Genomic DNA, 14,237 nt, shown 5'->3' with positions numbered 1-14,237 from the left:
TATGCACGGGGCTAAACCGCACGGACAATTTCGCGGTATTGAACAGCCATTGTCTTCCCCGTATGCACGGGGCTAAACCGCCAGGGTCGATACCTACTGGCACCTCGTGTACGTCTTCCCCGCATGCACGGGGCTAAACCGTGACAACAAACTCCCTGCCATCGTTTGTTAGAATGTTCCCCGTACACACGGGGCTAAATCGAATCTCAGGACTATGGTGCCAATACGTCCATGCGTGTTCCCCGTATGCACGATATTTATCAGGATGACGAGGGTTCTCTTGGTGTGTTGGTTTTATTTAAGTGCTCCCTTGGCCGTCTTCCCGGGCTTGCCCCGGGATCCATATATGGGTGTTTCGCTGCAATCGATATTTACCAACCCGCGAAAACTGTAATGGGGGTTTCCACTTTGGCATCCTTTGATGCAGCTTGTCACCTTTTGCATGTTGAGTGTCACGATCTGTCAGTGTGTGGCGCGTTTTGAATGCTTATACTGAGCACATTGAATCAACGGGGTTTAAACAGAGGTAAAACACATGGCAAATACAGCATTAATCACAGGCGCATCGGGCGGTATTGGACTTGAATTAGCACACTTGCATGCACAGCAAGGGGGTGACTTAGTCTTGGTAGCGCGCTCTCAAGATAAGTTGGATGCCTTGGCAAAAGAGCTTGAGGTTAAGCACAGTATTAAAACGACCGTGATTAGTGAAGACTTATCTCAGCCGGGTGCTGCGCAACGTATTTTTGATAAAACATCGGCACTGAATATTGAGGTGGATGTGCTTATTAATAACGCTGGCTTTGGTGGTCATGGCGTGTTTTACCAACGTGATATGGTGGCAGATCAGCAAATGGTGCAAGTGAATATCACCGCATTGACCGATCTCACACATCTATACTCAAAAGGCATGGTGGCGCGTCAGCGTGGACGTATTTTAAATGTGTCATCCACGGTGTCTTTTTTACCGGGCCCACTGCAAGCGGTATACTATGCATCAAAAGCGTATGTAACCTCATACACGCAGGCGGTGGCTGAAGAGTTATCTGGTACTGGCGTGACTGCAACGGCATTGTGCCCGGGGGCGGTGAATACAGGTTTTGTGGCGGCCGGTAATTTGGAAGGGGTTGATGTGTGGAAAAACGCAAGGTCGGCAAAGTCAGTGGCCGAGTGCGGTTATAAAGCCATGCAAAAAGGTCAGTTGGTGGCGTTTAACGAACGAAAACTGCAGTTTTTACTGAACTGGATCACCCCGTTACTGCCTCGTAAAATGGTATTGAAGTTGTCACGCCAATCAATGGAAAAGTAACAAGATATGAAAATAGCGAGCAAGTTTACAGTACATGCAAACTGTAAAATTTTATTAAAAGACATGGACATTGATGTTGAAACTGTGGTGGCGTACTCCAAGTTACCAGCAGATGTATTCAACCGTGAACCTGTGATGCTCTCGCCAAAAGAGTACTTTGATTGGTGGTTGGCCATTGAAAAGGCCGCTGATGGTCGCGATGTGCCTTTATTAGTAGCGGAGTATTTATCTGTAGAAGTGTTTGATGCGTTGTTGTTTGCTGTTTTATGTAGCCCTGATTTAAATACTGCGCTATCACGTATACAGCATTACAAACCCCTAATTGGCCCGATGAAAATGGATCTGGATGTCACTGACACTGCCACTGAAATGGGGCTATCATGTTATGGCTATGAAGGGCCTGTACCTGCTGTATTGGTGCTTACTGAAATGGTGTTTTTTACCAAGCTATTGCGGATGGCAACGCGCCATCATGCCTCGCCGTTAGCGGTAACCCTACCTGAGTTGCCCAGTAATATTGGTGCATATGAGACGTTTTTTGGTTGTCAGCTCAAGCAAGGTGATAAGCTCTCTATGGTATTCAAGGCCGAAGATGCCGCACGACCCTTTTTAACGGCAAACGCCAGCATGTGGTCTTATTTTGAAGGGGGCTTAAATCAAAAACTGGCTGATTTAACGGCAACAGCAACAACGGTTGAGCGGGTTCGTGCGGTGTTGATCGAGTCCTTGCCTGTTGGGCAAAGCTCAGTTGACATGGTGGCGCAAAAGCTGACCATGAGTAAGCGCACTTTGCAGCGAAAATTGAGTGATGAAGACACGAGCTTTCACAGTGTATTGCAAGACGTGCGCTCTGAATTAGCTAAGCATTATTTGCAAAAGTCACACATATCCTTAAGTGAAGTGGCGTTTTTATTGGGCTATCAAGAATCGAATTCATTTATTCGCGCATTTACGACCTGGCATGGTGTGTCGCCAGGCAGCTATCGTGAGCAGTTGGCATCTTAACCCTTTGAGGTGCCAATAAATTACAAACTATTTCACTATAAACATTTACTTACGTTATTCATTTTGTAGTGTCTCTGTGCTTATGCTCCAATAAATAGGAGACAAAAGTAAAGGGACAGCTATGCAATTTGCGGATCACGAAATACAGTCAATTCATAAAGTCGCCAAGGCGTTTTCGCCCAACACCGAGCTGGCGGTGGCTAAGTTCGACGCAGGCCAATGCCAGTATTATGGTGCAAGGCATGGCAACAAAGGCGTTGAGCAAATTGACAATCGTGCTTCTGTATTTGAGATTGGTTCGCTCACCAAGTTGTTTACTAATGCTGTGTTGGCGCAGATGGTGTGTGAAGGCAAGTTGGCCTTAACCGATCCGATTACTTCTCATCTTGACTTGGCTATTGCTGACAATGAAAAGATCACGTTTGAGTCGTTAGCGACCCATACGTCAGGCTTGCCTAGATTACCACCGGGGCTATTATGGCAGGCGTTATTTAAGCGTAAAGACAACCCCTATCAGGCCTATTTAGAAGCCGACTTGCTGGCACATCTTGCCAGCGATATCAAAATTAATCGCACAAAAAAGCATAACTACTCAAATTTAGGAGTGGGGTTGCTGGGTTATGTTTTAGCTAAAATAGAGGGCATGAACTTTACACAGTTACTGCAAAAGCGTCTTTTTGAACCGCTTGGCATGTCGCGCAGCTTTTGTAATTGGCGTGATGTGCATGGCGAGTTAGTGATGGGCTTAAATAAGCGCGGCGACCCGACCGAAAATTGGGATTTAGGTGTGTTGCAAGGTGCGGGGGCCATGCTGTCGACTGTGCAAGATCTCGGGCAGTTTATGAAGGCTCATTTTGACGACATGCATGCTTGGGCAATGTTACAGCGCCAAGTCTTGTTTAAGCAAGGCCATACCCAAATGGGTTTGGGTTGGTATGTTTTTCAAGGAGATAATCAATCAGACACAGTATATTTTCATGATGGTGGTACAGGTGGGTATAGCTCTGTGATGATCATGGATGTAGAAAACCGCGCTGGGTATATCATTTTGTCTAACATTTCGGGTATGCATAAACTAAAAGGGCAAAAAGTCGCTAAGCTGGGGTTTGAGCTCATGGACAAGCGAAAGGGCCAAGTAGACTAGGGTAAAAGGACACCTCTAATCGTGCCCTTTACCTATTAAGCAGGGTTAAATTGTGATGCATTTATCTTCTAGCGGCTCATCTTTATCTTTGGCATAAATGCCAACATACCCACCAAATTTTCCGCACAACGTGGCTGTTAGGTTACGATGATAAGTGATTTTTATACGTTGGTGCTCCGCAATAAACGGTGTTTTTGTTGTTGCAGTATCAACTTTATATTGCACATAGTGTTCGTCTGCTTGCATGTCTTTTAGACGCATTTCAATATAGTCAATCGTATCTTCGAAATTGGTATCCCTGCTACCGCTTCTGTAAATATTATACTCTATCACTTGGTCGCCAAATGCCATTGCTTTGAGAGTGTGATTTCCATGGCCTAGGGTAAAAACCGCCGTTAGAGTGAGTGTAACTGCTGCGACAGCTGTAAGGGCGATTGCTTTGATGGCGTTCATAATGATGTCCTTTTAAAATGAGCTTTTAAAGTGGTAACTTTAAATTTATTTTTGTTACTTTTCAGTAACTTATATGAGTTTCATATTGTACGTTGCATGCTTGTACCTGTCCATCACTTAATTCTCAGTTTTAACTGACACATTTTTCAGGCGTATAGTTGTATTCTTTATATGACTGTCAAGGTGCTGAGTTCTCAGTTGAGGTCAGTATTGTGTATCATTGACCGTGTACCCTGAGCCCAAGGGGTTTTATTAAGGGAGTTGGGAAATATGACGGTAGAGCAAGAAATTTTATACAGGTTTGATAGCAAGGTGCTTGGCAGCAATACCATGCTTTTTAGTATGCAGCAGGCAAGCCACCTAGGCTGGTGGCCGTATATGTGTTCATCATTTTCTCGTCAGCGCTTTTACGGCCAATGGCATCACAAAGTAAGAAATAATCGGCACGATAATCGCGAGTACCAGTGCGGTATGAACGAGCTTGTTGCTGCCTATCATGGGTGCTAACCACTCGGGTATAAAATAGACCAAGGGAAACAACGCAAGATAGTTTATCAACATCATTATGTGTGTATTGGGGGCCTTAGTTTGCATTGTGTATGTGCTCCTATTTCAGTGCCACATTAATGTGACACAATCAGTAAATGTAATTGCTCAGTGGCTGTTATTGCTAGATTGCCAGCCTCAATCAAATCTCCTTCTTTCACTTGCGTTAATTGACCTTGCTGCTCTACCTGTGCTTGTCCAGAAATCACGTAAACTAAAGCGGTCTTTTCTAAGAAAAGGTTTTGTGTGACATCCAAATGTGCAATATCCATGGTGGTTGCGCTAGCAAAAGTCTCTGTTTGACTGTCGCTACCGCCATAAATACGTGTGACGCCATTGCTTTTGGGTGTGTATGACTTGTACTGGGCTGGCTGGCCTGCAACTTCGGGTAGTGCCCACACTTGTAACATGCGATTTGGTTTGTCATCTGGGTTAATCTCATTGTGGCTAAAGCCTTCACCGCCTGCTCTTTGCACTTGCACATCACCTGCGCTCAAGTCTTTTCCATGTTCTAACGACCCTTCGTGGCTTACTCGGCCTTCTAAGACAATCGAAATGACGTCAATTTCGCTATGTGGGTGCATACCCGACTGGCCTTTTGGTAAGTAACGCGCATCTGCTAAGTACACCATGCTGCCAAGCCCTTCAAATGTTTCTGGCTTTTTACGCCCTGCAAAAACGCGGCTATCTGTGACTAATCTGTGCTCTGTAATGCCTGCAAAACCGCCTAGTTCTAAAGAGTCTCTTGAAAGAGTTTTCATGGTCATTTCCTAATTTTTAATCTTGTTTCGAAGTGATGAGTAAAGTGTACGAGCAGATAGTTGTTTTATATATACCTATAAAATAGAATTACTTTTCCATATATAACAACAATAAGGTGAGGGCGATGGAAAAAACCGATGTGAATGCCATGCTGCTGTTTTTGGCTGTGGTGGAAGCTGGCAGCTTTACGGTGGCAGCAGAGCGACTAAATATGCCAAAAGCCAATTTGAGTAGAAAGGTTGCGCAATTGGAAGCCAGCTTAGGTATCACTTTGCTAGAGCGCACAACTCGAACGCAGCATTTAACGGAAGCGGGGCGTGTTTACCTTGAACACTGCAAGCAGATCAAAGCGCATATTGAGTTGGCTCATGCCAGTGTTGCAAAAGCACTCAACGAGGTGGCTGGTGAACTCAAAGTGGGCATGTCTGTGGGCATGGGACACGAAATTTTAAAACCTGTATTGAGTAAGTTCATGCATCAGTACAATCAGGTTAATTTGCAATTGAGCCTGCTAAATCGCAGAGTTGATGTGATTGAAGAAGGGTTTGATTTGGTGATCAGAATAGGAGAGTTAGCTGATTCACGTTTGGTTGCTAAGCGTTTAGGGCGTGTTTCGAGAAGGTTTTATGCAAGTCGAGAATTTGTTGAACAGCATGGCGTTATCAGTCATCCAGAACAGTTAGCTCATTTAGATGTATTGTTGATGAGCAGTATTCAAAAGTCTGAGGTCGTCAGTTTGGTTAATGACACACAGCAATGCGATGTCACTATTTCACCTAGAATGCGGGTGGATGATTACATTGTGCTTAAGCAAATGGTCGTCGATGGCATTGGCGTTGCCATACTGCCAGATTACATGTGTTCGCAAAGTCCTGAAAAAGATCTGCTTGAGCCTATATTGCCTCACTGGGAGTTACCAGCGGTGGATGTTTACGCGCTATATCCTAAAAACCGTCTGCATATTCCTAAAGTTGCCGCATTTGTTGAGTTTATTCAGGCTGTGTTTTCTGAGAGGCTTTTACGGAAATAAAAATCACCAAGTTTGGTATTGATGCGTGTTAAAGTGCAATTTTGAGTGCATTACTCAGTGATTTTGATGCGAAATCAGGTTTTAAGAGTGACGCTTTAATTACTTTACCTCGGCCAATACACCTTGGTGAGGGGCAGTAAAACACGGGTTTCTATGTCGAACTCGTCGTAATGCTCAGTGATGAGTTTCATTAAATCGTCAATATCAATGAGGGTCAAAGGGATATTTGAACGATCGGCTTCATATTTTGCGTCTTTAGTAAATCCACCTGTACTGACGTATAAAGCACGATCACCTTCGCGGAGTCCGCCAATAAAGCTTCGTAAGTGTTGCGAGGTCATACGTTTATTTTTTTGGTGTTTTACCTCGACTTTTATTCTAGGAGATTCAAGCCCGATCCCATCAGGAGAGGCGAATATATCCACACCTCGATCCATGCCTTTGTTTGACACACGAGTCCGATACCCCATCGCTCTTAATACACCTGCAACTAAGTATTCCATATCTTCTGGTGAGATAGCGATGATGCGGTCTTTTATAAGCTCGCTTGATTGTTCAATGACATCGTTTCGAGATTGCTCAATTGCTTTTTCATTTTCTTCTGCAAGCACTTCCACTTGGTTTGGTTGCTGATGGTCTAAGTTTCTTTTAATTTCGGATGCGACGTCTTGGTTAACGGCAAAGACGGTGAGTGTGCTGCCGAGAGTATTGCGAGAAGATACGCTCAATGCATCGCGGCTGACATGACCAAGCCACTTGACTTTACGAATATGATTGAAACTCTCATCATCAATAATATCTTGCACATAAGTGTAGTCACTTATGATTTCGCCAACCAAATACTCCCTGCTAGATGGATTGTAGGTAATTGCCAGATCGCCCACTTTCATGTCAAAGCGAAATTTCTTAATCATGGCGACGGCATTACTCGATTTTGATGTATGCTGGCCTTGAAAGGATGCCAAGTATTTAGACTTTAAATCTGATTCATTAGCGATGTCAGATAAATCTCCGATTTCGTTCCAGCCTATACTAACGCAGGCTGCTTTCTCAAAATCGTCAACTAAATATGCGCCTTCACCGGCTCTAATCATCCACATAGTGTTCCCTCTAAAAATGAATTTTAAACATAAATATTACATTTTCTAAGGCCTGATACCAATAGCGTATTTGCTTTTTCAGCACTCTGGCAAGTGAGGTTTTAGCTCGTGTGGCCAGTTTTTCAAAAAATATCAAAATAAGTCTTTACCTCAAGTTAAGTTGAGATTTTAAAGTGCCACTCAACTTACGGAGGGAAGACCATGAAAAACGTTATTAAACTTTATATAGAACAATTAACTGCTGATAAAAGTGCCACGTTTAAGCTCACCATGGAAAATAAATAGGAGGCACATATGTATTTGGAACATGTCAATTTAGTAGTTAAGAACATAGACACTGCATTAACTTTTTATCGAGCTGCTTTTCCACACTGGAAAGTCAGGAGCAAAGGCAATGGCGAGTGGTTTGGTAAACCGCGAACATGGCTGCATTTTGGTGATGATCACCACTATCTTGCTTTTAGTGACCATGGTGAAGGGCAAAATAGAGTATTGAAGGAACACCAAGTTGGTCTGGGTCACTTCGCTTATGTGGTCAACAGTATTGACGGGGTGGTAAAGCGTCTTGAGCAAGCTGGTTTTGAGGTGGATAAAGTAGGTCCAGTCCATGCATATCGAAAAAATGTGTATTTTATTGATCCCGATGGATTTGAGGTTGAGTTTGTAGAGTATCTCAGTGATATACCAGCACAGCGAAACAGTGACTAGGTTAGACTGAAATCTTCAAAAATACTTAATTTACTCATTTGCAAGTCTGTGAAAAACTAAGCCGAATTGTTGAATGCATCAACGGCATTCAAGATAAACTAACTAACAGGTAAAAGGATCCTTATGTCAGGTATAACGCTTTATAGTTTTTCTTTATCGGGTAACGGTCACAAGATAAGACACTTTTTATCTATTCTTGGGCTTCCATATGAACTCAAGTTGCTAGACCCACATACGCAGGAACACAAGAGAGAGGAGTTTGTGGCGCTAAATCCTCTTGGACAGGTGCCTGTGTTGGTTGATGGTGACGCTGTGATCTGTGACTCGAATGCGATTTTAGTTTACCTCGCTCAAAAGTATGATGCGGATAACACTTGGTATCCAGAGGAAGTTTTACTGAGAGCAGAAGTACAAAAATTTTTATCCATGTCAGCTGGTGAGGTACTCAGCGGTCCTAATTTATATCGTGGCATTAAGGTCATTGGTAAACCCGGGGACCTTGAGCAAACCTATGATAAAACAATCTGCTTTTTTGTTTATTTGGACAAACATTTAAGTGATCGCGACTACTTGTTAGGTGCCAAACCAAGCATTGCCGATATTGCCTTGTATACTTACCCAAAACTGGCTGTAAAAGCGGGTGTTAATTTAAGTGACTTTCCTCATATAGCAAACTGGTTTGCGCGGATTGAAAGTGGCTTAAGCTATGTTGATGCACCAGAAAAGTAGTTAATAAGATTTAGTGTGTTGAAGATATTTGTTGCCGTAATCTAAAGCAGAGTACGGCAACAAAAACACACCTAGTCTGGCGCTTATCTGCACTTGGAACCCCACGGCGCCCTTCATCACAAAAACTCCTACAATAAATAGATATGAACGTACATGCTATGAAGGTACGCCCATGTACAAGCAAGGCTTGCCTCGCATTGCCTAAAGGGATTTAGGTACTTGGGGTTTATCGGCAACATAAATTTCGCCGTGTGAGCACATTGCTCATCAACTCATTATTTTAATGGTTGATTAAAAGGAAAAAGGTGATGTCTGTAGGTTATGAGATTAAGGTCAGATATGAAATCAACAACTCTGCTCCCATTGATGTGCTGAATAATAAAGTTTTAAATAAAGTCGTTATAATCGCGACATAGTATAGTTGATTAAATTAAAATCCATTGATATAAAAATCATATAGCATAGTTAATATGTTATATGATTTTTATAAAGCGATCTTGATGGTAATTCTAATGTTATATTTTATGCTTTGTTTTAATAGGTTTTAGTGTGCCCAGCAGCAATCAGAATCACCTGGTGCCCAATCAGGGCGACCTCTTGTAGGTACTTGCCATGCACCACCTACTTGAGGAGTAACATTAGAGGGTAAATCTTTAGCGTTAAGAGATAAGCATTTTATTTTCTTTTTATTTATTTTAACTTTCATTTTAAATTTCCTTCTTATTGTTTTTTATTTAACCTATGTTGACAATATATATAAAATCTCTTCTTGTCAATTTTCTACTTGATGGTTTAGTAATTATTAAAATAAAAATATTTTATTTTGTTTTAATATAAATAAAGCATTGGTTTATTTCATAAAAGTGGTCTGTAATTTTTGTCACGTAAAAATATTTTCTTAAATTGTCAATCCGTGCCTTTTGACACATGCTTAGGCATATCCCGAGTGATTATTGTTAACACATAAAAACGAACGATGATGGCATTGCGACTCGCAAGTGGCTTAAGCTATGTTGATGCACCAGAAAAGTAGTTAATAAGATTTAGTGTGTTGAAGATATTTGTTGCCGTAATCTAAGTGAGAGTACGGCAACAAAAAAACACCTAATGACCAAAGTGCGGTAAATAAAAAACAAGTAATTGATACGCGGCAAGTACATAGCAAGTGTTTCGCAAGACATGCTTTTTATTTCGATAAAGCGTTGCTTCATAAAACAGCGCTGCTGTTAATATGCCCATTTCTACAATATCGTGACCGGCAATATGCATGGCAATCATAACGTGAGCGCAGGTTTTGACGCATTTAACCCCTTCTTTTAAACCGATTGTTAATACATCTAAGTCAGCTTTAAAACCTCTCAGCCTAGGTGACCAAATACTGCCGCACGCATTCAGTAAACGCATTCTAAATGCTGCATCACTGAGCATACCCGCGGCGAAATAGCCTAAGGCAGCCATGGGCAGCACGTGTAATTGTGCTGTCCATGAGGCGGTTTGGATCATATGTGTTGCCAAGAGTAAAGCGACACCAAAAACTAGCCAAACAGATGAATAGCCAACAATAAACAGCGCTAGGCTCAGCTGCTGGCGGTATATTGGTACACTGTTTACCAGGTTTCTAATGGTCCCGCTGGTCATAGGTAGCATCATTGCAAACACCATCAGCATCCACTGCCAAGTCATGCTGGCAAACCCTGCTTGGGCGTGCATGTCATGGTGAGCATGATGGTGGTGGTGTGCGGTGCTGGTACCAATTAAAGTGGATAGATAATACATCCATATTAACGCGGCAAGGCACAGCACGAACCAGTGAGGGTGAGCAACCCTAAAGTCGCTCACTTTTTTAAAAACTAGCGTAGCCATAATCAGTAACTAAACTTCAGCTTTTATGCTGATCCGACCAATAGTCGCATTTGCTGCACCTAGCGCCCTACTTGGCTCTACTTCAATATGTATGTCTTCTAGCTTCCATTGCGGGTGTGCTCTCAATTGGTGGACGATCTCGGTTGCGTTTAATTGTACATTAAGACCTTGCCCCGCACTGTGTGTGCTAGGGGATGATGCCTGTGTTAGTCCGAATAGTCCCAAACTCCCGACAAAGAACCGTTCTTTGCTATTTGGTAGTTTTATAAAGATATGAACAGGTGCAATGTTTCCAGCACCGGTAATATTCTCTAGTGACACGTAAACAGCAGTAGGTGCAGGAGAGCTTTCGGTGCCTATGTGTGTAAGTACGACTTTGGTTTTTTCACTGGATATAAAATCAAGACTGGTTGATATTGGCGTTGAGTTAAGTGACAAGGGTTTAATTGAAGCAGCAATGGTATCCAATACGAAGGTACCTCTTAAGTATGATTTATGAATTACTGGTTCTGTTTGATTTAAACCTGAGTAGTTTTCACTGTAGGTGTAATCAAGCTGTTGCGTATTTAGTACATCAGAGGGGGAAAGTGAGACCTTTTCCCCATGCTCATTATGAAAATAAAAAACTTGGTTTAACCACTTTTTATCAGTTGTATCGGTATTACCGTTTTCTATCCAGCTTTGCCACAATCTATCTATATTGGCGTGATGCAACCAGAAAATCGGATCTAGTGCGGCAGTATTTGGATCACCCATTGTTCCGCCTATCTCGTCATGTACAGTATTGTGAGGGTTGTTTTCCAGCGCGCCAAAATAGCGACCATTGTGACTGAAGTCGGTTATTTCTCCGCCAAAACCATCTGGGCCTTCACCTACAAACCCTGTAGACTGCATGCTGGATGTGTCCCAAAGGTCGCCTGGGTGATCTGGGGTTCTTGGGTTTAGCTTGTAACTCTGTCTCTCTTCTATCCAAAGTCCTGGGAAATCTGGGTTTGGTTGTGTCTGATGAGTATCATTGCAGAAAAAGCCAAATTCTTGTGGAATGAATAATGCCTTCTCTTTCAGTTTTGGGGTCAGCTTTGGATTAAACGCGTTAAAATAATTCCAGTAAGGTAGTGTCCAGTCGTCAGGCCCGCCCAAGTCTTGAATTGTTTTGCTGACAATGCGTTCAAAAAAGTATAAATACATGCGGTGCCAAGGTAGAAAGTACCAGGAACCATGTTGGCATTGTTGCCAAAAATGCTTGTCTTTCATTTCATCCGCAAGCGCTTCTGCTTGTATAGTATTCTGCGGGATGCCTTTAGCTTTTTTCCATATACTATCTTCACTCCATTCATGCATGTTATTATGACCCAACGGGTTTTCTGTATATGTTTTAAATCCGATCCCATGTATTGCAGCTTGATACCACCAACTGGTTGGATCAGAGATATCGCGTTTTTTCATTTCCTCGACGGCTTTTGAATACCATAAAAGGGTTCCGTCTTTTATTTCGTTTACATTTTTCCGTATACGCATTTGATGTTACTCCGTAGCGTTAATTTTCAATTGTGTATTGATCGCAGCGTGTACTACGACACTGAAATAGTAAGCGCGGAAAAAAGGGAAAAATATTACGATTTATTACACGGTGATTTAGTTAAGTTAAAAGCAATAAACGCGTTTTTCTATGTGTTGAATTATTTAATTTAATAGCGGCTACTGTATTTAGCCCATTGATAATTTGAGACTTTAAGGTGATTATAAGAGTGGAACATAGAAGTCGCTGAATATAAAAGATATGAATCTGAACAACGTAATTTGTGATACTCAAGCGAGTATAAATAACTTTTGTATGTCGTTGTTTGGTTAGTTGAATAATGATCTGTTGATATGGGCGATTTATTATTGCAGTGATTTTTGGCCATTGTGCTACGAGTTAACATAGTGCGCATTACTCTCGCATTCCCAAGTTTTGAACGTCTTTCATTTGGACAATGACTCGCCAGTAATACACACCTGAAAATAACAAAGTGAACAGAAGGTCAAACAGTGTGGTCCCTTCGAATACTTCGCCTCTTGCTATGTAAACTAGCGAATAGACAGACACGGAAATTGGCACTGTACAAACGAGAACGCGAACACCTACAACCCAACAAATAGATAGGTATCGGCGTAAAAAATCTTTGCCGTTGTTACCGTCGTTTATTTTGAAGCAATACCAAGTACCGACCACAACCATTAAAACATCGAATAACAAACTTAAATAGTCGTAGCTATTTGAGGTTTCTGTTGGGGTATTTCGCAATGACATCAAAATGAGTATTGCAATGAGGTATTTTAAATCGCATCTAGGGGTGAGCAGGTTCGCTCTGAGATCTGATTTGAGTGCCCATATATTCCAAAAATACATTGTCTTCCCTACATGCTGATAAAGGTGTATCAAGCTATCCATCTTGTCAGGATAAGGTAACGTATTTAATGGGCAAAAAAATGCACGGTTTCAAAATGACGCATCTAATAAATAATATATCCATAAATATCAATAGCTAATATTTATTTTAAGGGTTAGTAATTACTGTAATGTCGATATTTTATTTAAGTAAAAACATTTGACTTATTGTTTTTTGCGGTCATTATGGAATAGCACATAGTGGCAGATCGTACCTATATCGGCTTTTTGTCGAGTTGAGGTTGTAAAGTAAATGATGTGCTTTGTAGCGAGCGGGCAAGCAAGGTGTTTATCACCAGCGCTGGTTGCCATTTTTGTGCCCATAATAATTAGTAAAAATAATAGACTTATTGAGTGGCTGTTTTTAAAGGAGAGTAAAATGAAAGTAATTCACGCCCTAGCTGTAGGTATTTTGATGACGGGTAATGCCTACGCGCTTGAGACAATTTACGATGCGGATAGTAATGCTGGTAAAGCGACTCATTACCCATATGGCCCGGTCAAAAGTGTGATGGTGCAGACGACTTCGTCGCATTATTTGACCGCATTTTTTGAAACAGCAGCACAAGCGAATTGTAACGCGGCTGCATTGTATAATGAAGCCAGTGGGGCTTTAATAGCGCCGTTAGCCGTTGCAGATAATCGAGTGGTTTTTGGTGCTGTGGAACATGGCAATGAAACCGTGGCCAAGGTGATCAAATTGACTTGTCATGATGATAATCGTAGTTATTTAGTACATCACAAAGTGCCTGCTGCACCGTCAATTAATTACGATAGGTCATTGCAGTTTGATAACTGGACTGACGCAGGTGATAGGCACCCGGGATATTTTCAATCTGTTACTTTGACAGCGCAATTGTCAGTAAATACACATGCACCTGACGGTGAGTGTCGTGTCGTTGAGTTTGGTAATAGTGATGTACCCGGATTATTCAATGGCCAGGTGCATGTAAATAATCTCTATAGCGATGTATTTAACCAAACTGGCAAAGTGCTTTATGATGCATTCAGTTCTTCCATGACGTACGCTGTTCGTTGTTCAAACTCTGGTGGTTCAACGATGCTTTTTGATGAGTGGAAAATAACTCAAGACCTTCAGCAAGGCACTTTAAGTACCAGCCATTATTAATTTTAGCTAACAAAGGGCGAGAATTTCT

At 41.9% G+C, this 14,237-nt stretch carries 15 protein-coding genes; 8 read left to right on the top strand and 7 right to left on the bottom strand.

Translation table 11 applies throughout. The annotated features are described in order from the left end of the window. The first annotated feature begins 535 nt into the window (after positions 1–535). The 3 genes from N477_RS14860 (at position 536) to N477_RS14850 (ending at position 3,458) form a co-directional block, all read left to right on the top strand. Positions 536–1,309 carry an SDR family NAD(P)-dependent oxidoreductase gene (locus N477_RS14860; RefSeq protein ID WP_063364438.1) on the top strand — a complete coding sequence of 258 codons (774 nt, stop codon included), beginning with the start codon at positions 536–538 and terminating at the stop codon, positions 1,307–1,309. Between the two features lie 6 nt (positions 1,310–1,315). Continuing rightward, positions 1,316–2,314 carry an AraC family transcriptional regulator gene (locus N477_RS14855; RefSeq protein ID WP_063364437.1) on the top strand — a complete coding sequence of 333 codons (999 nt, stop codon included), beginning with the start codon at positions 1,316–1,318 and terminating at the stop codon, positions 2,312–2,314. A 121-nt stretch (positions 2,315–2,435) separates the two neighbouring features. Continuing rightward, on the top strand, positions 2,436–3,458 hold the full coding sequence (locus N477_RS14850; protein WP_063364436.1) for a serine hydrolase domain-containing protein: 1,023 nt from the start codon (positions 2,436–2,438) through the stop codon (positions 3,456–3,458). Positions 3,459–3,503: 45 nt separating this feature from the next. Here the strand turns inward: N477_RS14850 and N477_RS14845 are convergent, their stop codons facing one another. After that, positions 3,504–3,911: a hypothetical protein gene (locus N477_RS14845; RefSeq protein ID WP_063364435.1), complete on the bottom strand. Its 408-nt coding sequence runs from the start codon at positions 3,909–3,911 to the stop codon at positions 3,504–3,506. 270 nt (positions 3,912–4,181) lie between these two features. Between N477_RS14845 and N477_RS26100 the strand changes: the two genes are divergently transcribed. Beyond that, positions 4,182–4,418 carry a hypothetical protein gene (locus N477_RS26100; RefSeq protein ID WP_063364434.1) on the top strand — a complete coding sequence of 79 codons (237 nt, stop codon included), beginning with the start codon at positions 4,182–4,184 and terminating at the stop codon, positions 4,416–4,418. 116 nt (positions 4,419–4,534) lie between these two features. Here the strand turns inward: N477_RS26100 and N477_RS14835 are convergent, their stop codons facing one another. Continuing rightward, positions 4,535–5,218, bottom strand: coding sequence for a pirin family protein (locus N477_RS14835; protein ID WP_063364433.1), 684 nt, complete (start codon positions 5,216–5,218; stop codon positions 4,535–4,537). 125 nt (positions 5,219–5,343) lie between these two features. Between N477_RS14835 and N477_RS14830 the strand changes: the two genes are divergently transcribed. Next, positions 5,344–6,249, top strand: a complete 906-nt coding sequence (locus tag N477_RS14830; RefSeq protein WP_063364432.1) for a LysR family transcriptional regulator — start codon at positions 5,344–5,346, stop codon at positions 6,247–6,249. A gap of 104 nt (positions 6,250–6,353) precedes the next feature. On the opposite strand, the gene N477_RS14825 is transcribed toward N477_RS14830, so the two are convergent. Next, positions 6,354–7,349: a restriction endonuclease gene (locus tag N477_RS14825; RefSeq protein ID WP_063364431.1), complete on the bottom strand. Its 996-nt coding sequence runs from the start codon at positions 7,347–7,349 to the stop codon at positions 6,354–6,356. Positions 7,350–7,643: 294 nt separating this feature from the next. On the opposite strand from N477_RS14825, the gene N477_RS14820 reads away from it, so the two are divergent. Beyond that, on the top strand, positions 7,644–8,057 hold the full coding sequence (locus N477_RS14820; protein ID WP_063364430.1) for a VOC family protein: 414 nt from the start codon (positions 7,644–7,646) through the stop codon (positions 8,055–8,057). 123 nt (positions 8,058–8,180) lie between these two features. After that, positions 8,181–8,786, top strand: a complete 606-nt coding sequence (locus N477_RS14815) for a glutathione S-transferase family protein (RefSeq protein WP_063364429.1) — start codon at positions 8,181–8,183, stop codon at positions 8,784–8,786. A gap of 544 nt (positions 8,787–9,330) precedes the next feature. Here the strand turns inward: N477_RS14815 and N477_RS26095 are convergent. The 4 genes from N477_RS26095 to N477_RS14800 form a co-directional block, all read right to left on the bottom strand. Further along, the gene (locus N477_RS26095) at positions 9,331–9,492 is read right to left on the bottom strand and encodes a hypothetical protein (RefSeq protein ID WP_155731910.1); all 162 of its coding nucleotides are present in this window, start codon (positions 9,490–9,492) and stop codon (positions 9,331–9,333) included. A 398-nt stretch (positions 9,493–9,890) separates the two neighbouring features. Further along, positions 9,891–10,649: a DUF2182 domain-containing protein gene (locus N477_RS14810; RefSeq protein ID WP_063364428.1), complete on the bottom strand. Its 759-nt coding sequence runs from the start codon at positions 10,647–10,649 to the stop codon at positions 9,891–9,893. Positions 10,650–10,658: 9 nt separating this feature from the next. Then, on the bottom strand, positions 10,659–12,167 hold the full coding sequence (locus tag N477_RS14805) for a tyrosinase family protein (protein ID WP_081216656.1): 1,509 nt from the start codon (positions 12,165–12,167) through the stop codon (positions 10,659–10,661). Between the two features lie 415 nt (positions 12,168–12,582). Then, positions 12,583–13,041 (bottom strand): hypothetical protein, encoded by a 459-nt coding sequence (locus N477_RS14800; RefSeq protein WP_063364426.1) that lies wholly within the window; start codon positions 13,039–13,041, stop codon positions 12,583–12,585. Between the two features lie 418 nt (positions 13,042–13,459). On the opposite strand from N477_RS14800, the gene N477_RS14795 reads away from it, so the two are divergent. After that, entirely contained in the window at positions 13,460–14,209 is a 750-nt protein-coding gene (locus N477_RS14795) for a hypothetical protein (RefSeq protein ID WP_063364425.1), read from the top strand. Positions 14,210–14,237: the final 28 nt, after the last annotated feature.

The organism is Pseudoalteromonas luteoviolacea H33-S (assembly GCF_001625695.1).
Classification (GTDB): Bacteria; Pseudomonadota; Gammaproteobacteria; order Enterobacterales; family Alteromonadaceae; genus Pseudoalteromonas; species Pseudoalteromonas luteoviolacea_B.
This window is presented reverse-complemented; position numbering and strand designations above follow the sequence as displayed.